General features: G+C 40.7%; 25 protein-coding genes and 1 pseudogene. 23 read left to right on the forward strand and 3 right to left on the reverse strand.

The features are described from left to right. Positions 1–78: 78 nt before the first annotated feature. Both ACZ5ZC_RS23770 and ACZ5ZC_RS23775 read left to right on the forward strand, forming a co-directional pair. A complete protein-coding gene (locus ACZ5ZC_RS23770; protein ID WP_054868481.1) occupies positions 79–474 on the forward strand; it encodes an ACT domain-containing protein in 396 nt (131 codons plus the stop codon). A 259-nt stretch (positions 475–733) separates the two neighbouring features. After that, positions 734–937: a hypothetical protein gene (locus tag ACZ5ZC_RS23775; RefSeq protein ID WP_054868480.1), complete on the forward strand. Its 204-nt coding sequence runs from the start codon at positions 734–736 to the stop codon at positions 935–937. Positions 938–1,099: 162 nt separating this feature from the next. Here ACZ5ZC_RS23775 and ACZ5ZC_RS23780 read toward each other — a convergent pair whose 3' ends face one another. Beyond that, positions 1,100–1,390, reverse strand: coding sequence for a type II toxin-antitoxin system RelE family toxin (locus ACZ5ZC_RS23780; protein ID WP_005377002.1), 291 nt, complete (start codon positions 1,388–1,390; stop codon positions 1,100–1,102). Then, positions 1,380–1,628, reverse strand: coding sequence for a type II toxin-antitoxin system Phd/YefM family antitoxin (locus ACZ5ZC_RS23785; RefSeq protein ID WP_054868479.1), 249 nt, complete (start codon positions 1,626–1,628; stop codon positions 1,380–1,382). Before ACZ5ZC_RS23785 ends, ACZ5ZC_RS23780 begins: the two co-directional genes overlap by 11 nt. A 214-nt stretch (positions 1,629–1,842) precedes the next feature. On the opposite strand from ACZ5ZC_RS23785, the gene ACZ5ZC_RS23790 reads away from it, so the two are divergent. The 17 genes from ACZ5ZC_RS23790 to ACZ5ZC_RS23870 all read left to right on the forward strand — a co-directional run bounded on the left by ACZ5ZC_RS23790 (position 1,843) and on the right by ACZ5ZC_RS23870 (position 13,164). Beyond that, complete coding sequence (locus tag ACZ5ZC_RS23790) at positions 1,843–2,898, forward strand: PIN domain-containing protein (RefSeq protein WP_464932372.1); 1,056 nt, start codon at positions 1,843–1,845, stop codon at positions 2,896–2,898. A gap of 140 nt (positions 2,899–3,038) precedes the next feature. Next, positions 3,039–3,437, forward strand: coding sequence for a hypothetical protein (locus ACZ5ZC_RS23795; protein ID WP_464932373.1), 399 nt, complete (start codon positions 3,039–3,041; stop codon positions 3,435–3,437). 135 nt (positions 3,438–3,572) lie between these two features. Next, positions 3,573–4,265, forward strand: a complete 693-nt coding sequence (locus tag ACZ5ZC_RS23800) for a hypothetical protein (protein ID WP_054868426.1) — start codon at positions 3,573–3,575, stop codon at positions 4,263–4,265. A 128-nt stretch (positions 4,266–4,393) separates the two neighbouring features. Continuing rightward, on the forward strand, positions 4,394–4,657 hold the full coding sequence (locus ACZ5ZC_RS23805; RefSeq protein WP_054868425.1) for a hypothetical protein: 264 nt from the start codon (positions 4,394–4,396) through the stop codon (positions 4,655–4,657). A 151-nt stretch (positions 4,658–4,808) separates the two neighbouring features. Further along, positions 4,809–5,132, forward strand: coding sequence for a hypothetical protein (locus tag ACZ5ZC_RS23810; protein WP_029852231.1), 324 nt, complete (start codon positions 4,809–4,811; stop codon positions 5,130–5,132). 155 nt (positions 5,133–5,287) lie between these two features. Beyond that, positions 5,288–5,713, forward strand: coding sequence for a hypothetical protein (locus ACZ5ZC_RS23815; RefSeq protein ID WP_054868424.1), 426 nt, complete (start codon positions 5,288–5,290; stop codon positions 5,711–5,713). Between the two features lie 136 nt (positions 5,714–5,849). Beyond that, positions 5,850–6,140 (forward strand): hypothetical protein, encoded by a 291-nt coding sequence (locus ACZ5ZC_RS23820; protein ID WP_137282137.1) that lies wholly within the window; start codon positions 5,850–5,852, stop codon positions 6,138–6,140. Positions 6,141–6,862: 722 nt separating this feature from the next. Next, a complete protein-coding gene (locus tag ACZ5ZC_RS23825) occupies positions 6,863–7,120 on the forward strand; it encodes a type II toxin-antitoxin system Phd/YefM family antitoxin (RefSeq protein ID WP_005448240.1) in 258 nt (85 codons plus the stop codon). Further along, entirely contained in the window at positions 7,108–7,410 is a 303-nt protein-coding gene (locus ACZ5ZC_RS23830; protein WP_054868422.1) for a type II toxin-antitoxin system RelE/ParE family toxin, read from the forward strand. The genes ACZ5ZC_RS23825 and ACZ5ZC_RS23830 overlap by 13 nt, the downstream gene beginning before the upstream one ends. A 162-nt stretch (positions 7,411–7,572) precedes the next feature. Next, a complete protein-coding gene (locus tag ACZ5ZC_RS23835) occupies positions 7,573–8,112 on the forward strand; it encodes a hypothetical protein (RefSeq protein ID WP_054868421.1) in 540 nt (179 codons plus the stop codon). 223 nt (positions 8,113–8,335) lie between these two features. Beyond that, positions 8,336–8,692, forward strand: coding sequence for a DUF6404 family protein (locus tag ACZ5ZC_RS23840; protein WP_409584914.1), 357 nt, complete (start codon positions 8,336–8,338; stop codon positions 8,690–8,692). A 151-nt stretch (positions 8,693–8,843) separates the two neighbouring features. Next, complete coding sequence (locus ACZ5ZC_RS23845; protein WP_054868420.1) at positions 8,844–9,338, forward strand: GNAT family N-acetyltransferase; 495 nt, start codon at positions 8,844–8,846, stop codon at positions 9,336–9,338. A 106-nt stretch (positions 9,339–9,444) separates the two neighbouring features. Next, entirely contained in the window at positions 9,445–10,110 is a 666-nt protein-coding gene (locus tag ACZ5ZC_RS23850) for an AbiV family abortive infection protein (protein WP_054868419.1), read from the forward strand. A gap of 149 nt (positions 10,111–10,259) precedes the next feature. Further along, complete coding sequence (locus ACZ5ZC_RS23855) at positions 10,260–10,547, forward strand: hypothetical protein (RefSeq protein ID WP_129830247.1); 288 nt, start codon at positions 10,260–10,262, stop codon at positions 10,545–10,547. Continuing rightward, positions 10,540–11,019 (forward strand): hypothetical protein, encoded by a 480-nt coding sequence (locus ACZ5ZC_RS23860; protein WP_025793327.1) that lies wholly within the window; start codon positions 10,540–10,542, stop codon positions 11,017–11,019. Before ACZ5ZC_RS23855 ends, ACZ5ZC_RS23860 begins: the two co-directional genes overlap by 8 nt. Positions 11,020–11,189: 170 nt before the next feature. Next, positions 11,190–12,098 carry an Imm49 family immunity protein gene (locus ACZ5ZC_RS23865; RefSeq protein WP_054868418.1) on the forward strand — a complete coding sequence of 303 codons (909 nt, stop codon included), beginning with the start codon at positions 11,190–11,192 and terminating at the stop codon, positions 12,096–12,098. Between the two features lie 790 nt (positions 12,099–12,888). Continuing rightward, positions 12,889–13,164: a hypothetical protein gene (locus ACZ5ZC_RS23870; protein WP_045621755.1), complete on the forward strand. Its 276-nt coding sequence runs from the start codon at positions 12,889–12,891 to the stop codon at positions 13,162–13,164. Positions 13,165–14,457: 1,293 nt separating this feature from the next. Here the strand turns inward: ACZ5ZC_RS23870 and ACZ5ZC_RS23875 are convergent. Beyond that, a pseudogene (locus ACZ5ZC_RS23875) lies at positions 14,458–14,709 on the reverse strand (hypothetical protein); the annotation flags it as partial. Between the two features lie 257 nt (positions 14,710–14,966). Here ACZ5ZC_RS23875 and ACZ5ZC_RS23880 point away from each other — a divergent pair. The 4 genes from ACZ5ZC_RS23880 to ACZ5ZC_RS23895 all read left to right on the forward strand — a co-directional run bounded on the left by ACZ5ZC_RS23880 (position 14,967) and on the right by ACZ5ZC_RS23895 (position 18,492). After that, the gene (locus ACZ5ZC_RS23880; RefSeq protein ID WP_395222080.1) at positions 14,967–15,413 is read left to right on the forward strand and encodes a hypothetical protein; all 447 of its coding nucleotides are present in this window, start codon (positions 14,967–14,969) and stop codon (positions 15,411–15,413) included. A 1,240-nt stretch (positions 15,414–16,653) separates the two neighbouring features. Beyond that, positions 16,654–17,097, forward strand: coding sequence for a hypothetical protein (locus tag ACZ5ZC_RS23885; protein ID WP_054868415.1), 444 nt, complete (start codon positions 16,654–16,656; stop codon positions 17,095–17,097). Positions 17,098–17,248: 151 nt separating this feature from the next. After that, entirely contained in the window at positions 17,249–17,725 is a 477-nt protein-coding gene (locus tag ACZ5ZC_RS23890) for a GNAT family N-acetyltransferase (protein WP_054868414.1), read from the forward strand. 143 nt (positions 17,726–17,868) lie between these two features. Beyond that, entirely contained in the window at positions 17,869–18,492 is a 624-nt protein-coding gene (locus tag ACZ5ZC_RS23895) for a DUF5710 domain-containing protein (protein ID WP_069534215.1), read from the forward strand. The last annotated feature ends 64 nt before the right edge of the window (positions 18,493–18,556 follow it).

An 18,556-nucleotide genomic window follows, 5' to 3' on the forward strand; every position in this document is an offset into this window, starting at 1 on the left:
TTAAGGTGGTATGCGGAAACACCGTATTGCGTTGCTCACCACTTAAGCGGGCGTTAGCAATATAAGGAAATATCACACATGTCGGGAATTACAGATTTAGATGAACTCCTGAGCTCCATGAGTCCAAAGTTGGTTGACGCTGAGTTCGTTTTTTGTACGGTTTCAGGCTCGCTCAGAGATTACATTGAGTCAAACCCAGTCGCTACGTTCATCGAATCCGAAGGTTTAACCTTAGTTATCGAAAAAGCAGTTGCAGAGAAGGCTGGTTTATCGTTTGAAGGTTCGTATAGCCAAATTACGTTAACAGTTCATTCTAGTTTGGAAGCTGTTGGTCTTACGGCAGCAGTGGCTAACAAGTTGGCTTCAAAGGATATTAGCGCAAATGTGATTGCAGCTTATTATCACGATCATATCTTTGTTCAAACAAGTGAAGCAGAAGCAGCAGTGTCAGCGTTAAAAGAGTTCAGCGCATGACGTTGGGTCATATTGCTAACAAACAATTTAAGAGTGATTCGGCACGCGTGGCATTTTTAGTATGCGTTGGTTTTAGTGGTTAAGGTGGCATGCGGAAGCATTTGTATTGCGTGCCTCACACCTTAATTGGGCGTTAGTTGCCAACGAGGAAAACGCAGCTAAAGTAGAATGTTTAGGGCTAATGTTCGTGCATTTTTGGCTCGGTTTTGTATTCCAAATTTAGTCTTTTAGGTTTGAGCAAATCAGGCTTTGGTTTTTTGTGGTCGGACTTTCTGTTTCAGAAGCCGATTCGCTTGTTGAGAGTCAGCTCTGTGATATTTTCTTTTCAAATGAGCGTTTTGGTGTTGTTAGGCTGTATTCTACGGCGCTGTTTGTTCCAAGTGGTTTCAGTGACAGGCGCTTTGAAACTGCGCCTGATTTAGGTTCTTTTGAACACGAAAAATGGGCGTTGGCAAAGTGGTAATAAACTTCAAGTCAAAGCTTTAGGTCTGGCAACTAACAAAGCATTCAAGAGGGATTCACAACGCTTGGCAGTTTTGGTTTGAATTGGCTTAAGTGTTTACGGCACAATAGGTTAAGTTCGGTGGTGGCGTTGTTCACCCCTTAATGCGGCGTTATACCGCAATCAGTCATCTAACCTTTTCATGGCTTTACGGTAAACATCGCTACGTTCGCGCTTTCCAACTGCTAGGACGGTTACAATGATGACATCGTCTTCAACTTTGTAGACGAGACGGTAGCCCGATTGACGCAACTTAATTTTATACATGTTGTCAGCTCCAGATAGTTTTGAAGCCGGAACATGTGGGTTATCTAAGCGCTCGATTAGCTTTTTCTTAAATTGTTGTTGCAGAGTAGAACCAAGCTTTTTCCACTCTTTGAGGGCGCTCTTTTTAAAGTCGAGTTTATAGGTCATCAATATTTACCGAGATGCTCTCTTCAGATTCACGCTCTTTAGCGACAGCGAGTAGTTCAAGATCTTCGAGTCTGTCCATCATCATTTCGTACGCTTCGGCAGGTACGCAATAAAATGCCGGTTCATTTCGGTTTAATACAGCAACAGGTTCGCCGTAAGCACTAGTTGCAACTTTCATAGGGTTAGCTTTCAACTCAGTAATGCTTGCAGCGACATCAGCTAAAATTCTAGTGGTCATATAATCGGTCTCTTAAGTGGTCTTTATGTTGGTCATTTTAGCCTCAACCAAGCGGTATAACAAGTTGCTTAAGAGTGATTCGCAACGCGTGGCATTTTTACTATGCGTCGGCTTATGTGTTTAAGGTGGTATGCGGCGGCTTTTGTATTGCGTTGCTCACACCTTAGCAAGGCGTTAAATTACTTTCAGACTCCTACGAATAAGTAAGGCTATTATGCAAACTAGAAACGTATTCATAGACACTCAGTCATTTATGCAGCAGGGCTTTCGCTTTGATTCGGGTGTGCTGAAAAAACTATCGAAGCTAGGAGAGTACTCCTTAATTAATATCTATATCTCCGAGATAGTTAAAGGTGAAGTTGAAAGTAAGCTGAATGATAAAAGTGACCAGGTCATTAGTTCGAAAAATCGATTTACTAAGGATCTCGCATTTATTGAAAGCGGTGTACCAAATGAACTTATTGAAGCTCTGAAAGATTTCAATGAAAAGTCAATACAGGATCAAGTCCACGCCGGTTGGAACTCGTTTTTGTTTCAAAGTAACGTAACGGTACTGGATGCAGACCAATGCAGTGTAAAAGAGCTAGTTTCAAGGTACTTTGGCGCTAAGTTCCCATTTAGTGAAGGGAAGAAAAAAGATGAGTTCCCTGATGCAATATCGTTATTGAGCCTACAAGCTTGGCTTGATGCCAATGAGCAGCAGGTTTATGTCATCAGCGGTGATGGTGACTTGATCGGTTACTGCGAGACATCAGAACAGTGCCATAGCCTTAAAACTATCTCTGAGTTTCTCGAAATATACAACCAAGCAGAACAGCTATTAACTTCTGTAGTTCACGAGTGTATTGACAAAGACCTATCTTGGATAGAGGAGGTTGTTTCAGAAGAGTTCATGAACTCAGGTTTTGTTTTTGAAGGTAGAAATTATGCTGAAGTTACAGGAGTTGGATTAAATCGAATCAATATCGATGATATTCACGTCATAGAAGTCGATGAGCACAATGCATATGTTTCTCTTCAAGTATCGTTCAATATCTTGGCAGATATATCAGGAGAAGATTATGAGCATGCGATTTGGGATGGTATAGATAAAGAGTATGTTTATATTCCTACTTTCACTACAGAAATGACTTTTGATGAAACTTATAACACTTCTATTGCGTTTTCTTACGATAAAACCAAGAAGGCTATTATTGAATTCACCGAAGTCAGTATCGAAGATGGTAGTGATTTAACTCTATATGAAGCAGATGAATTTCCGTATAAGTAATTTAACAAACTGTTTAAGAGTGATTCGCAACGCGTGGCATTTTTACCATGCGTTGAGTTTAGTGTTTAAGGTGGTATGCAGCGGCATCGGTATTGCGTTGCTCACACCTTAACAGGGCGTTATACGAATAGAGGGAAATTATGTACAAAAGTACTGATTTTAACTTGGATTCAAAAGAGTTCAGGTTTAAGAAAGACTCATATCCTTTGTCTAAGATAAACAATGTTAGGGTTAAAAAGTTAAGTTTTCTTGATAATTTAGGTCAAGTTTTATTCTGGGTGTGTGTTTTTTCAGGGGCAGTTTGGTTAGTTATTCCAAGGTTGGAAGAGGTGCCACAATGGCTACTAGTTTTAGTTCTTAGTCTGACGGTTGTAGGTTTGGTTTTTGCTCTTTTTCGTTGTTCTAAATATGCACTTCAAGTCGAGTTTCGCCACATAGATGAAACGGGCGTTCAATGGGTTAATGTCGCTAAGTCATACTCAAAGTCAGATTGTGAGTTATTTGAACAGCAAGTGTTGGTACTGAAGAAATTCGTATAACAAATTGTTCAAGAGTGATTCGGCACGCGTGGCATTTTTACTATGCGTTGGTTTTAGTGGTTAAGGTGTTATGCGGAACCTTCGGTATTGCGTGCCTCACACCTTAACAAGGCGTTAAGTGTTTAGGAGAATATAGTGGCAAAAATAGATTCTGATGTACTGATTAAAGCCGAAAGTACTATACCAATTGAGTTAGTACAGTCGTCAAAAGACTTTATGGATATTGTGTTTTCTAATATTCCATTTTTGGTAACCATTTGCGTTGTAGTTTGTGCTGCGACAGTGACATACCGCAGCAATAGAAAATCTGTTGAATCTCAAAATAGGCTATCTCAAGCTACTTTAGAGAAGCAAACCATATTGGCAAATGAAGCTAAAGACGCTGAACATCAAAACAAAATATCAGAGTTCCGTCATCAGTGGATTCAAGAAGTTAGAGGCACCAGTTCTGAACTATCTAAAGTACTCCATCAATGCAAAGTGTATTACACGTTAAAGCAACGTGAGTTTGAACATTCCGTGCAGATGTCTGGTACACCATCAGGCAATCAGAATCATTTAGATGCGTGCGATAAGTATGAGTCAAAATATATAGAATCCCGAGCAGAGTTTTATCAACTGTATTCGAAAATAGTATTATTGTTTAAACCAAGCGACTCCCAGACTGAGAATCTCTTGATATTGCTAAATCAAATGCGATTAGCGTTATACAATAATCCTTCACAAGTTACAGATGAGTCGATTGATGAAATATTGACTGAACTGCAGAACATTCTAAAGACCGAATGGGAAGTAACTAAATCAAGAACATGGGTACAAAACACTTAACAAACAATTTAAGAGTGATTCCCCACGCTTGGCATTTTTGGTTTGGGTTAAGTTTGGTGTTTACGGTGTCCAATTTGAGTGCAGTGGTAGCGTGGCTCACACCTTAATTGGGCGTTATAAGGTATTTGATGGTAGAGCTTACAGATAAGGTCATTGGTCCCAATTACAGAATTCTTAATCCAATTCTTGAGTTGCTCTTGGAAAGCGGGAATGAAGTCTTTACTGACTATACGTGGAGCTCTAATCCTACTGGTTATCTTTGTATTTTAAAAAAGCCAATAGACTTTGATTTAATTGAAAGCCGATTTGTATTGCCAAAAAGCATTCATTTAAATAAGCGACTTGGTGAAGTGGATTATGGGTTAGGTACAGTAATCATTCGCTGTGAGTAACCTTATAACAAATTGTTTAAGAGTGATTCGGCACGCGTGGCATTTTTACTATGCGTTGGTTTTAGTGGTTAAGGTGGTATGCGGAAGCTTGGGTATTGCGTGCCTCACACCTTAACAAGGCGTTATGTGAATGCGCCAAATGGAGAAATAAATGGAACTAGATAAATTTGTATCAAAAACACTAAGTATGATCTCAAAAGGCGTTTCAGAGGCGCAAGTTGAGTGTGAAGAATATGGAGCTGTAATCAATGATGCACCTAGCCGAATGCACCGAGAAACAGGCGTGTACGGAAGCAATGCGTCAATTATGCAAAACGTAGAGTTCGATGTTGCTATCATGACTGAAGATACCTCTAATGGAGAGGGCAAAATTTCGGTTATGGGTATCGGTGTAGGTGGTGGGACTCAGTCTAAAGATACTTATACATCTCGTGTTAAATTCAATGTTCCAGTTTCATTTGCTCGTCGGAAGTAATTCACATAACAAAATGTTCAAGAGGGATTCGCAACGCGTGGCATTTTTACTATGCGTTGGTTTTAGTGTTTAAGGCGGTATGCGGCGACTTCGGTATTGCGTTGCTCACCCCTTAACAGGGCGTTAGTTGTCTATTCAAATATCAAGGAAAAATAATGAGAATTAAAAATGTTAGTTTGGCTATATTGGGTTTAATTACGCTCGGTGGCTGTGCGCAGATGCCGCCAGACACAGACGAGCGTTTAGGGCAGTTTACAGCGGCTTCATCGTTTAACGTTCGAAATCTAGAGTATCAAAAAAGCAACAACACATCGTCATATACAAAAGGTAAATCATGTTATGAAGTAAACCTCTATACGTTGGCGTACATTTCAGGACCTAAAGATAACTTGTTGCAGCGTGCAATGGACGATGCAATCCGAAATGGTCAGGCGCAAGGCATTGACGGCGATCTTTTAGTAAATGCGCGAATTGAACGTAAAACGGAATACCAAGAGTCAGGTCAAATATTTGTATTAAAGAAAAGGCTTGAGTGCGTAGTTGTGGAAGGTGACTTGGTGAAAATTGAAAGCAACAACTAACAAAGCATTCAAGAGGGATTCACAACGCTTGGCAGTTTTGGTTTGAATTGGCTTAAGTGTTTACGGCACAATGGTTTAGGTTTGGTGGTGGCGTTGTTCACCCCTTAATGCGGCGTTAGCTAATCAAGGAGGAAAAATGAATTTAATTAAATGTGGATTGTGTGGTTTCGAGTTTGAGCGAGGAGCGAAAATATGTAGAGGTTGCCATGGACATATCAAGTATGGAGCAGGTGGCCTTAAGTGGCTCTTTGGGACTTTATATGGGGGAGTTATTTGGTATTTGTTAACTTACATTAATGATAACTGGTATGGAATAAAAGATAGTGTGGGCGGTACTATAATTTTAGTTTTCTTCATCCTAGGTTGTATCCATGCTGCTTACATGTTTAGGAAGAAAGTTAATACAGTTAAAGCAATCGACGACTGAATTAATAATTAGCTAACAAATTGTTCAAGAGTGATTCGGCACGCGTGGCATTTTTATTATGCGTCAAATTTAGCGATTAAGGTGGTATGCGGAAGCTTCAGTATTGCGTGCCTCACACCTTAACAAGGCGTTAGTCGCCAGATAAAGCTAGCAATCAAAATCATGTTTCTGAGCTCAAAATTTGGCAGCTGTTTGTTTGGTATACAGATTCATCGTCGATGGTCAAAACTCAGTTTCAGCTGTTTAAAGTCCAAAGTTTTGCAAGTGTCCTCGCGGTTGTTTTGTTCTTTGGTGGTGACATAGCAGGGCAATCGAGAATTTGTTTTTGGTTGCAACTTTGCTCGGTGAGTTTGGTGGTTCAAAAGCTGATTTATTCGCTGAAATGACGTTTTCTCTGGTGTGGTAAGTTCCAAGTGGTTTCATTGAGTAGCCGCTTCGAGACTACGCCTGACTTAAATGCATCAAAGCACATAAAGTTTGTTGTTCGCAAAGTTTAGTTCGGCTTAAAATTGTCGCTCGGTGCCTCGCGACTAACAAACTGCTCAAGAGGGATTCGCAACGCGTGGCATTTTTATCATGCGTTGGTTTTAGTGATTAAGGTGTTATGCGGCGGCTTTGGTATTGCGTTGCTCACCCCTTAGCAGGGCGTTAGCCGTCATGGAGCTTGCTATACTCAAGGTGATAGAATAGTATCACTTTAGTATTCCTTTGGAGCAGCTCTCATGAAAGTAGAACTAGTTACATCACTCAAACGTCAAGCAACTAAGATCCTCGCCGATCTACACGACACCAAAGAACCAGTGTTAATTACTGAGCATGGTAAGCCATCCGCGTATCTCGTTGATGTTGATGACTACGAGTTTATGCAAAATCGTTTAGCTATTCTTGAGGGGATTGCACGAGGTGAGCGTGCACTAGCTGACGGTAAAGTGGTAAGTCATGATGAAGCCAAGGACAAAATGTCAAAATGGCTGAAATAATCTGGACTGAGCCAGCGTTATCTGACCTCAACGATATCGCTGAATACATCGCACTTGAAAGTATCGTAGCTGCAAAGCAGTTAGTGCAAACGATCTTCTCCAAAGTCGAACGCCTACAAGCTTTCCCAGAGTCAGGTCGTATTCCACCCGAGCTAGAACATTTAAGTTATCGTGAAGTTGTCGTTAATCCATGTCGTGTTTTCTATAAACAAGACGGTGACAAAGTGTTTATTCTGTTTGTTATGCGTGCAGAGAGAGATTTGCGTAAGTTCCTGTTGAGTAAGCAGTAACCTTTGGGAATGAGCGGCTAACAAACTGTTTAAGAGTGATTCGCAACGCGTGGCATTTTTACTATGCGTTGATTTTAGTGTTTAAGGCGGTATGCGGCGGCATCAGTAATGCGTTGCTCACACCTTAACAGGGCGTTAAATGTACAATAAGTAGGAAGTAATATGAAAAAAGTTATTGTGCCAGAATTAAATTCTGAGCCGTTCAAAGGTTTTGTAAAAGAGTTAAATCTAGCTGTTAGTCGTTCAGAGCTTGCGGCTAATGAACGCTATGAAGATCATTTTGAACCTCAAAGTTTGCGATTTCTGAAGCAAGATGCGAAATATCCTGAGGGGAACTGTTGGCACAACTGCTATAGATACGTGTACTACAATAGTGGTCAAGTGGTATTTGGTTGGCTTATCTTTGAAATTGTTAATGATAGATTTGTTGCTCAAAACCATGCTGTTGTTAGAGGGGATGACGGAAATCTTTTCGATCCTACGCATTGTAGTGTTGTAAATACAAATGGTGTGTTTGTTCCTGATTTAAGAGCAAAAATTCAATATGAAAATTTACGCGCACCAGGCTCATTCGAACTTCTTGAAAGTGGTAGAAAAATTTGGACTGATGGCAAAGGTGAGAGTGAAAACCTTATGTATCGTAAATTTGAAGATAGCAAGCAACTTCAAGACCATATAGCAAAGTACGTCACTGACATTTAACAAACTGTTTAAGAGTGATTCGCAACGCGTGGCATTTTTACCATGCGTTGTTTTAAGTGATTAAGGTGGCATGCGGCAGCATCGGTATTGCGTTGCTCACACCTTAACAGGGCGTTATGGCGCAATCAGGCTTTGAAGTCAGTCGTAGCACTTCAATCATCATTTTCGATAAATTTTGATAAAGCCTTAGAATTCAAACTAGCGTAAATATAGTGAGGCGAAGATGGAAAAGGCAGAATTCATTCAAAAACACCTAATTGAGAAGGGTGTCCCAGCAGATTTAACTAAGCCAACAGTGTTTATTTGGTCTAGATATAAAGACCCTTCCCAAAAGCCTCTAGTTTTTCAATCTCCTGCCAAAATACTCATAACACATGGCTTATTTATGGGACTATTATGGGGAGCGTTGATGTGGGTATTTTTTTGGCATTCAGAGCCAAATAATTGGGTAACATATCTTGTCTCAGGATCTCTATTTGGTGTGTGTATGGGACTTATCAACGTATTTCGCACCATTAAGGCTCGAAAGCTTTTGGGCGAAACAAACTGGGAAACTTGGTGTCAGCAACACTATAAGTGAAGCGCCATAACAAAGCGTTTAAGACGGATTCCCAACGCTCGGCACTTTTGGTTTGCTTCAGTTTAAGTGTTTACGGCACAATACTTTAAGTGTTGTGGTCTGCGTTGCTCACCACTTAACGCGGCGTTATGTGCTTATGAGGAAAATTGACATGGAAGTGATAGAGGCCAACCTTGATTTGGCCCCATTATTAGCGAGTTATGCGAAAGAATGCCTAGAGTCGGGTATTCCAAAATATTCGGGTGTGGAGCAAGATCCGACAGCTTATTTGTCAGGTTTGGTCGAACGTTCAAAGGCAATCTCCGAGTTACCAAAGGGATATTTACCTAGCACAACTTACTACTGTGTATCGAACTCCGAAATTTTAGGTGCAATCCGAGTTCGCAAAGGTACTAATGCCAACGTAGAAAATGTCATTGGTCATATTGGCTACGAAACTAGACCGTCAGCTCGTGGTAAGGGTGTAGCCTCATTTCTGCTTGCTTGGGTGCGAGACCATGTTGTCACTGATTCAGTTATTGTTACTTGCTCAATTGACAATCCCGCATCTCAAAAGGTCATCGAAAACTGTGGTGGTGAATACCTCGGTAACTACACAGATGAGAGTGAGGGTACGGTAAGGCGCTACCGTTTAGCACGCACATAACAAAGCATTCAAGAGTGATTCGCAACGCTTGGCAGTTTCGCTTCGCTCAAGTATAGCCAAGCGCCGCTCACACCTTAATGCGGCGTTATAACTCATAGGAGTGATCGTGAGTAAAAATTTAAAGCAGTGGAAAAATACACTTAATGCAAGTGAAATTGCTGATGGGATGAATTTTGCTCAACAAAACGCTAACCGACTATTGAGTGACGCTGAAAAACTGTTTGAACTTGAAAACTATCCGACGGCTTATTCGATAGCTGTGTTAGCAATTGAAGAGGCAGGTAAAATTTCAATCTTGCGTGCGTTAGCAGTTGCAAGAAACGGCAATGATGTCAAAGACGCTTGGAAAGCCTATCGCACCCATACAAAAAAGAATGTGATGTACGTATTTCCTTACTTGGTTGCAAATGGCTGTACAAAACTGCGTGATTTCGGTGGTATTTACTCCGAGAAAAACGATTTTTCAGCGTTACTAGACGATCTAAAGCAAGTCGGGTTTTACACAGATTGCTTAGGTAATAAACATTGGTCAGTTCCTAGTCAAGTAGTCGACAAAGAGGCCGCTGAGGGTATTCTGAGAGTTGCTAGTATTTTGTGTAAGCACCAAACATATACACAAAAAGAGATTGAGCTTTGGGTTAAACACATCAAACCTGTGTGGAAATCTTCAATGCCAGAAATGCAAGTAGCTTTAAAAGCTTGGTTCAACGAAATGCTCGATGAAGGTTTAGCGAAAGAATCTGATATTCCCTTCGAAGAGTTTGTCGGCTAAATGAGTTATAACAAGCAATTTAAGAGGGATTCACAACGCTCGGCATTTTTGCTTTTATTTCAAATTTAGTGTTTATGGCACAATGCTTTAGGTTTGGGTGGAGGCGTTGTTCACCCCTTAATTGGGCGTTAGGCATAAGGAGAAAAATAGTGAATATTCAGGAACTATTTGATAGGGCAAATAGCCTCGAACATCAACTTTATATCAAGTACTCGCTAGTTACTCACCCTCAAATAAGTGACATTCAGAATTGGGTTAAACGAACTGAAGCCTACATGTCTGATGGTGAGTCATTGGAAGCAGCATCTTGTAAAGCTGCTTTGGAGGCTTTTGACGTTGACCCTCGTATTATCCGTAAGTCTCAAACAGATACAATCGAAGCACTATTAGCTATGGCAAAAGCCAAAGTGGATGAAGAGACAAAAAACAATGGATGATACCACTCTAAAGATAATTGTACCGATCATCACATTCATTTTGGGCTTTGCCGCTTCTCGGTTAACTATGTCCAAAAAAGAGCGTTTTGATAAACAAACAAAAACATTAGAAATTTCAAATCAACTGGACTCTGATATTACTGCCGCATTTCAGGAGTACCAAAAAGCACTGGGTAAATTCATTGATGCCGAGAGGCGGACATTAAGTGAGTTTCTTGAAGTAGAAAGCGCTGGTGTGACTTACTTCCAAGCTCTTAATAATGCAGCTTCTGCTGTTTTATCGGGCATTCTTGCACATGAGTCTTTTAAGCATACTCACTTGCCAAAGGTGAGAGATGGGTACTACAGAGCAATTCCTAAACATTATGAAACTCTAAAATACATAGCTGATCAGTGTGGGTTGGAGTATTCAGGAAAGTTTAAAGTAGAGAACTATCAGACAATACATAATGCGTTGGAAAAATATGCCTAACAATCTGTTTAAGAGTGATTCGCAACGCGTGGCATTTTTACTATGCGTTGCGTTCGATGATTAAGGTGGCATGCGGAAGCATCGGTATTGCGTTGCTCACACCTTAACAGGGCGTTATACGCCCGAGTTCCCCTCGTGCTGGATATAATAAAATATAAATTGAGTAGTAAATGACAACACAACAATACCCGCCAATCAACTACGCTGGCGCTCGGAAAGTATACAAAGATCAACCAGGAAATATTGCGGCTTTGACCGATGTGGTCACACGAAGGTTGGCGCAAAGTGAAGAGTGGAATTATGTCAACCCAGGAGATTTGGGGTTTGCGATTTACACTAGATCACTATATTTAAAACTTGCGGACATTGACAGTGCATTGCACGCCCTTGTCGCTTGGCAGTATTTTGACTCAAAAAGTATTGAATATGCCTTACTGGAGGATGGCGAAAAGATTACGATTTCGTTACCAAATAAAGAGGTGTCATTTGGTTTTCACTCTGACAGGGATCGCCGTGGGATTGAAGGCGCACACCTGGAGGTATCCACATGGCGCTCTTTGTTGTGCGAAGATTTTGATAGCGCAAGACGCTTCGTTAAAATCGTGGATCACCCGCAAGTTAAATGGCGGAGCGAATCTGGTGATACCTTCATTAGGTTGCTCGGGTGTGTTTTCAGCTTGAGTGATGGCGAGCCTATGGATTTGATTCGGGAGTACGTCAACCATAGTGCTTCTGAGCCGGTGAGTCACGGTAAGCCTGATAGTGTCACCTACCTCGATTTACCAGTGATCGATGTGATGATGAAAGTATTTGGTGGCGCTGATGAAAAAACCTACCAAAAGGCGATGTACTCTGCAGTTCAAAATCACCATGAATATTGGAGCCAGCCACGTCTGAATGATTCGGAACACGGCTATTTTTCCATGCAACTGACCACCCTGGCCAAAGTCGCCTTTGCAAGGTATGGTTACCGCATTGGTTTTGACACTGACTATGTACCAGAGGCGTTCTATACCCAACCGCTACCCACGTTGAGCTATGATTTTTTAAATAAATACACAGCACAAGAACACGACTAAACGGTATTGTCTCTTCTGGTTTGCGTATAACAAACTGTTTAAGAGTGATTCGCAACGCGTGGCATTTTTACTATGCGTTGCGTTTAGTGTTTAAGGTGGTATGCAGCGGCATCGGTATTGCGTTGCTCACCCCTTAACAGGGCGTTAGTTGCCAACGTGGAAAATGCAGATAAAGCAGAATGTTTAGGGCTAATGTCCGTGTGTTTTGGGGCTGGTTTTCATATTTTAATTTTTAGCCTTTTGGGTTTGTGAGAATCGAGCTTTGGTTTTTTGTGCGGTTTGGGTTTTCTGTTCCAGAAGCCGATTGGCTTGTTGCAAGTTAGTTCTGTGACCTTGTCTGTCCAAAGTACTTTTGGGTGTTGTTAGCCCGTTTTCTACGGCGCTGTTTGTTCCAAGTGGTTTCAGTGAGAGACGCTTTAAAACTACGCCTGATTTGAGTTTTTCAAAGCACGTAAAAATAGTGTAGGCAAAGCGGTAATAAACTCCAAAGCTAAGCCTTGGGTTTGGCAACTAACAAAGCATTCAAGAGGGATTCACAACGCTTGGCAGTTTTGGTTTGAATCGGCTTTAGTGTTTGCGGCACAATGGTTTAGGTTAGGTGGTGGCGTTGTTCACCCCTTAATGCGGCGTTAGGTGTTCCCATGTAACTGATTTATATGTCGTTTACATATTTGTGTGAATACACCTTAAACCATGAAAATTATAAGGTCTTATCTCTTGTGAAGTTCGAAGGGAATCTACATCTAGGGTAAGCACTCAATGTTGTGTGCGCTTAAATTAGGAAACCGTTATGTCTAAGTTCAAGAAATCCGACATGAAATATAACCATTATAGTTGGACTGCTATTTCCGGAGACGACCCCAAAATTACAGGTAAACCAGATAGCACTCTTTTTAGCAGAAAAGAAGGCTACGAAGTGCTCTATATGATCAATAAAGTATTAGAGCATAGAGGCTTGAGTAGTGTAACTTCTGGACAAAAAGCAGAAACACTCATTAAAGACAGCTTACCAAGCACTGTACGTAGTCAAGAGAACGTATTTAACTGGTTAAACAATAACTGGTAACAACGTGCAGGCTGAACACCTAACAATCTGTTTAAGAGTGATTCGCAACGCTTGGCATTTTTGCTATGCGTTGCGTTTTGTGTTTAAGGTGTTGTGCGGAAGCCTCGGTATTGCGTTGCTCACACCTTAACAGGGCGTTATACATAATAGGCATGTGATGAAGGTAATAAGTAAGTTTACAATTCAAGAGCATCAATGCGCTTATGAGAATCGCCCGCTCAAATCCGCGTTATTTTTCGATGGAGTGCAATTAAAATTCAAAACTCCAGGATATGTTATTGAAAAGCAGTTTGAGCTTAAAAATTACTATTTACTGTTTCTAAATTGGGACTGTTCGTTTGAGGAAGGTTGTGCGGTGCTACTAATCAATAAACAACTAGAATTAGTCGGAAGTTATGGCTTTAAACCATTTTATAATAGTTTCAATCTTAGTTCTGTATGTGAAGTAAAAAAGGATCATTATCGTATTGTTTTTGACTCAACAGAAAGTCATGAGTTAGTTGTTAATTATCCCAAGAAATGCTGGTTCAGTAGAGTCTTGGTTGTGAAAAAATATTATGTATAACAAATTGTTCAAGAGTGATTCGGCACGCGTGGCATTTTTACCATGCGTTAGGTTTAGTGGTTAAGGTGGTATGCGGAGGCTTAGGTATTGCGTGCCTCACACCTTAACAAGGCGTTAGTTGCCAACGAGGAAAACGCAGCTAAAGCAGAATGTTTAGGGCTAATGTTCGTGCATTTTGGGCTCGGTTTTGTATTTCAAATTTTAGTCTTTCAGGTTTGTGCAAATCAGGCTTTGGTTTTTTGTGGTCGGACTTTCTGTTTCATAAGCCAATTCACTTGTTGAGAGTCAGCTCTGTGATATTGTCTTTTCAAATGAGCTTTTTGGTGTTGTTAGGCTGTATTCAACGGCGCTGTTTGTTCCAAGTGGTTTCAGTAACAGACGCTTTGAAACTGCGCCTGATTTGAGTTTTACGATCGTGTTGGCAAAGCGGTAATTAACTTCAAATCAAAGCATTAAGTTTGACAACTAACAAAGCATTCAAGAGGGATTCACAACGCTTGGCAGTTTTGGTTTGAATTAGCTTAAGTGTTTACGGCACAATGGCTTAGGTTGGGTGGAATGCGTTGTTCACCCCTTAATGCGGCGTTAGTCGCCAGAAAAAGCTAGCAATCAAAATCATGTTTCTAAGCTCAAAATTTGGCTGCTGATTGTTCGGCTCACAGGTTCATCGTCGTTGGTCCAAACTCATTTTCAGCTGTTTTAAGTCCAAAGTTTTGCAAGTGTCCTCACGGTTGTTCTGTTCTTTGGTGCTGACATAACAGGGCAATCGAGAGTCTGTTTTTGGTTGCAACTTCGCTCGGTGAGTTTGTTGGTACAAAAGCAGATTTACTCGCTGAAATGACGTTTTCTCCGGTGTTGTAAGTTCCACGTGGTTTCAGCGGCTTTGTTGAAAGTCCGCACTTTGAGATTGGTTTTCCAAAAGCGCTTTTTGGTGTTGTAAGTCCGTTTTCTACTGCGCTGTTTGTTCCAAGTGGTTTCATTGAATAGCCGCTTTGAGACTACGCCTGACTTAAGTACATCAAAGCACATAAAGTTTGTTGTTCGCAAAGTTTAGTTCAGCTTAAAATTTTCGCTCGGTGCCTCGCGACTAACAAACTGCTCAAGAGGGATTCGCACCGCGTGGCATTTTTACTATGCGTTGGTTTAAGTGATTAAGGTGGTATGCGGCGGCTTCGGTATTGCGTTGCTCACCCCTTAGCAGGGCGTTATGAGGCGTCGCTATTTAGCTTAGAGATTTATGATGAAAAAAGGATTTATTTACCTATTGCCTCTGCTTCTCGTTGGCTGCTCAGCGAAAGTTGATAAGCTGAGTTACTTGAAAGTATGGGATGACAAATGGCAAGAGTGCGACAAAATTGGTAAACAAACGATATTAGATTTCCCCAAATCTGAATGGTTTGAAAGCTTGAGCCTTGACGATAAAAGAGAAGTATTCTTATACATTCACTTTCTTAAGGACTATGAGTGCACTCAAGTCGAGGCGAGCAATCTCAAGACTGTGTTAAATGAAGTAGATATCACTACTTTAAATGAAGTCTTAAAAGGTTTTATCTATTTTGAGAAGCCAAGTGATTCAAGAATTCAGCATTTAGACCAGCGACAAGTGGAGGTCTTGTCTGGCGAAATCAGTAGCCCTTTTAATGCCTTATCTACGGCTGAAACAATGGGGCTAGTTGAACACTAGTGAGAGCGCGCCTCACAACAAATTGTTCAAGAGTGATTCGGCACGCGTGGCATTTTTACTATGCGTTGGTTTTAGTGGTTAAGGTGTTATGCGGAAGCTTCGGTATTGCGTGCCTCACACCTTAACAAAGCGTTATAGCGCTAGGTTGATGAATACTTATCTGAAAATTTCTCACGTACTAAATGAAATATTCTGGATGAAAATTAATAATAATTTTGACACTACTTTCGTCTAGATCTGAGTTGGCGAAGGGATCTCGGCAATCAATTTCTATATAGATTGGTTCTGAGAAATTTATTCCGTTTAAGTAAAGATAATGGTTTTTCATATCATAATAGGTTGAGATTTTACTAATGCTGTTTTCGCTGTTTTTTAGATAAGTTGTTTTATTTTTGATTGTTACGTTATACATGTATATCCCCTTATTTTTGTTAGGTTAATATAGTACAGTAAGGTTATTTAAATAATCTGATGGTCTAAAAAAACCATACGAAATACTGCCACTAGCGCTATAACAAACAGTTCAAGAGGGATTCAGCACGCGTGGCATTTTTGGTATGCATTGGTTTTTGTGTTGAAGTGCCATGCAGCGGCTTGGTCATTGCGTGCTTCACCCCTTAACTGGGCGTTATGTTTCACTTTGATTTAGAAGAAATAAAAGGTTTCTGGCGTTTATTTCTTTGGTCTCTTTGGCAATTCGTTCGAGTTGTCTCAGCAATTCAATATTGTCTGTCCAAGTTCATGAATTTCGCAACCGCTTTTATGCTTCAAAGTTCGTGGGTTGCTTCAATTCGAATTCGCGTCTGCGCGTTGGTAATTGGGCTGGCTTAAAGTCGCTTTGGTTTAATTTCCCAATTAGCAAATCTGCAGCGGGGTTTTCGGCAATTTGAGTTTTGTCTTTCGCTGTTTTGAAAGGGATGCAATCGATCGCTAAAAGTTATCAAAGTTGCCTCAATCCAATTCCTGGGAATTACACGTTTTGTATTTATCGCTTTTGTCGGTTAATTCCACAACGTCGTGTGACGTGAGTTAAACAATTTCTTATGCAATTCAGTTCTTTGCCATGTGGGCGAGTCAGTTGTGGTAAAACATAACAAAGTGTTTAAGAGGGATTCGTCAACGCGTGGCGCTTTCACTTCAAATCAGTTTAAGTGATTAAGGCGGTCATATCGGCTTTGGCGGTAGCGTTGTCTCACCCCTTAACACGGCGTTATGTGCTTTCGGAAAAATGAGTGAATCTATGAACGAAAATTTAGATGTTTTGGCATTTCAGTTCTTTAAGCTGTTTTCCCAATACGAATTCTCTTTAAAAAAACACGGTTATTTTCAAGGAATTCGTAATGGCAGCTCAATAATCGTTGACTGGGATAAATTTGTTAATGAGCAGATAGGAGCTAACTTTCTTGAGCTTCTTGGTGAGAATAGAGCGTCTGCGGAGTACATTTTGGAAAATCCACCGAAAAGACAAATTGTCGACGAAAATAACACTATTGTTTGGGACCCTGTGCCTAACAATGAGAGAAACGTACAAGCATTGTTTACTCATATATCTAGAATGCGGAATAATATGTTTCATGGTGCTAAATTTAATGGCACTTGGTTTGACCCAGAGAGAAGTAATTTATTGTTGTCACATGGTTTAATTGTCTTAGAGCATTTTAAGTACTTAGTTGATTTTGAGTAACGCACATAACAAAGCGTTTAAGACAGATTCCCAACGCATGGCACTTTTCATTCCATCGTTGGGCTTCGTGTTTATGGTGGTATGGTTAGGTTTTGTGGTGGCGTTGCTCACTACTTAACGCGGCGTTAGGTGCTTGAAGGAAAAGGTAAGTATGGAAATTGCTTTTCAGCAGATAAACATGGATGATTTCGAATTGTGCGTTGCTGCGAGAAAAGATGCATACTTTTGTAGTTTTGGGCATTACGATGGTTTCGACGACTTCATCAGTGGTTATCGTGAACGCGTCTTAGACCGTTTAGCAACATCAGGATGGTTCTATATCCATATATTTGTGGATGGTCAGTTTGCAGGGCAGTTAGAGTTTCGTAGCTTTTCACCCGAGCCGGAGACTGGCTATGTGCATCTCATTTACTTAAAACCAAATTTTCGTGGTTCAGGACTCGCTGCAAAAGTGCAGGATTATATTGTAAGCACTTTGAGTAAAGCGGGTTGTTTGCGTGCTGTACTTTCAGTAAGCCGAACTAACCATCGAGCTCTCACATTCTATAAGCGCCATGGTTGGGAGTTCGTGCGCAAGAATCCCAAGCACGATGAAACAGACTTTTACCAACTTTGGCTACGCACCTAACAAACTGTTCAAGAGGGATTCGCAACGCGTGGCATTTTTACTATGCGTTGGTTTTAGTGTTTAAGGTGGTGTGCGGTAGCTTCGATATTGCGTTGCTCACCCCTTAACAGGGCGTTAGGGCTTATCGAAATAGGTAGCTTTTTATGGATGAAATAACATATTTAGAAGTTCCATTTGAGGATAAAGAGAAAGTAAAGTCTTTGGGCGCTCGTTGGCACTCAGAGAGAAAGAAGTGGTTTGTTCCAAAAGGTTTAGATACGGGACCATTTGAAAATTGGCTACCGATTTATGATGAACATGCATCGCAAAAAGCTATCTCTCCATTTTATCTGCTTCAATCGACAGAGCTTTGCTGGAAGTGCGACAAACCATCTGAAGTCATTACCTTTGCTAGTCATGGCACAATCGACATTGAAAGTGATGAGCGCTCTGAAGGTTTAACCAAGTATTTATACGTCAGCTTTCTCCCAGAGAGGCTGAGAGTATACTTGGATCTACACTTCAAAAGTTATTACTTGGATTATTCCGCAACGACCGATTCATTTTACTACATGAATCATTGTCAACATTGCAAAGCTCCACTAGGTGACTTTTTTATGCATTCTGAACCGGAGGGCGCTTTTTTCCCTATCAGTGCAGAAATGTCAGCCGATATTTCTATTACTAGGCTGAAAGAAAGTGGATTTGTAAAAATCTCAGCATCTGAATCATATGGGGTTATTGAGCATATATTGGAAAATGGGCAAGTGAAAGAGTTTCAGCCCTAACAAACAATTTAAGAGGGATTCACAACGCTTAGCATTTTTGCTTCTACTTCAATTTTAGTGGTTA

It is taken from the genome of Vibrio sp. JCM 18905, from assembly GCF_055393305.1.

Coding starts and splice junctions, on each gene's coding strand:
- ACZ5ZC_RS23805 (WP_054868425.1), top strand. CDS start 4,394: ATGGTAGAGCTTACAGATAAGGTCATTGGTCCCAATTACAGAATTCTT.
- ACZ5ZC_RS23820 (WP_137282137.1), top strand. CDS start 5,850: ATGAATTTAATTAAATGTGGATTGTGTGGTTTCGAGTTTGAGCGAGGA.
- ACZ5ZC_RS23790 (WP_464932372.1), top strand. CDS start 1,843: ATGCAAACTAGAAACGTATTCATAGACACTCAGTCATTTATGCAGCAG.
- ACZ5ZC_RS23840 (WP_409584914.1), top strand. CDS start 8,336: ATGGAAAAGGCAGAATTCATTCAAAAACACCTAATTGAGAAGGGTGTC.
- ACZ5ZC_RS23835 (WP_054868421.1), top strand. CDS start 7,573: ATGAAAAAAGTTATTGTGCCAGAATTAAATTCTGAGCCGTTCAAAGGT.
- ACZ5ZC_RS23880 (WP_395222080.1), top strand. CDS start 14,967: ATGATGAAAAAAGGATTTATTTACCTATTGCCTCTGCTTCTCGTTGGC.
- ACZ5ZC_RS23795 (WP_464932373.1), top strand. CDS start 3,039: ATGTACAAAAGTACTGATTTTAACTTGGATTCAAAAGAGTTCAGGTTT.
- ACZ5ZC_RS23785 (WP_054868479.1), bottom strand. CDS start 1,628: ATGACCACTAGAATTTTAGCTGATGTCGCTGCAAGCATTACTGAGTTG.
- ACZ5ZC_RS23890 (WP_054868414.1), top strand. CDS start 17,249: ATGGAAATTGCTTTTCAGCAGATAAACATGGATGATTTCGAATTGTGC.
- ACZ5ZC_RS23770 (WP_054868481.1), top strand. CDS start 79: ATGTCGGGAATTACAGATTTAGATGAACTCCTGAGCTCCATGAGTCCA.
- ACZ5ZC_RS23860 (WP_025793327.1), top strand. CDS start 10,540: ATGGATGATACCACTCTAAAGATAATTGTACCGATCATCACATTCATT.
- ACZ5ZC_RS23845 (WP_054868420.1), top strand. CDS start 8,844: ATGGAAGTGATAGAGGCCAACCTTGATTTGGCCCCATTATTAGCGAGT.
- ACZ5ZC_RS23825 (WP_005448240.1), top strand. CDS start 6,863: ATGAAAGTAGAACTAGTTACATCACTCAAACGTCAAGCAACTAAGATC.
- ACZ5ZC_RS23830 (WP_054868422.1), top strand. CDS start 7,108: ATGGCTGAAATAATCTGGACTGAGCCAGCGTTATCTGACCTCAACGAT.
- ACZ5ZC_RS23815 (WP_054868424.1), top strand. CDS start 5,288: ATGAGAATTAAAAATGTTAGTTTGGCTATATTGGGTTTAATTACGCTC.
- ACZ5ZC_RS23885 (WP_054868415.1), top strand. CDS start 16,654: ATGAACGAAAATTTAGATGTTTTGGCATTTCAGTTCTTTAAGCTGTTT.
- ACZ5ZC_RS23870 (WP_045621755.1), top strand. CDS start 12,889: ATGTCTAAGTTCAAGAAATCCGACATGAAATATAACCATTATAGTTGG.
- ACZ5ZC_RS23810 (WP_029852231.1), top strand. CDS start 4,809: ATGGAACTAGATAAATTTGTATCAAAAACACTAAGTATGATCTCAAAA.
- ACZ5ZC_RS23895 (WP_069534215.1), top strand. CDS start 17,869: ATGGATGAAATAACATATTTAGAAGTTCCATTTGAGGATAAAGAGAAA.
- ACZ5ZC_RS23780 (WP_005377002.1), bottom strand. CDS start 1,390: ATGACCTATAAACTCGACTTTAAAAAGAGCGCCCTCAAAGAGTGGAAA.
- ACZ5ZC_RS23865 (WP_054868418.1), top strand. CDS start 11,190: ATGACAACACAACAATACCCGCCAATCAACTACGCTGGCGCTCGGAAA.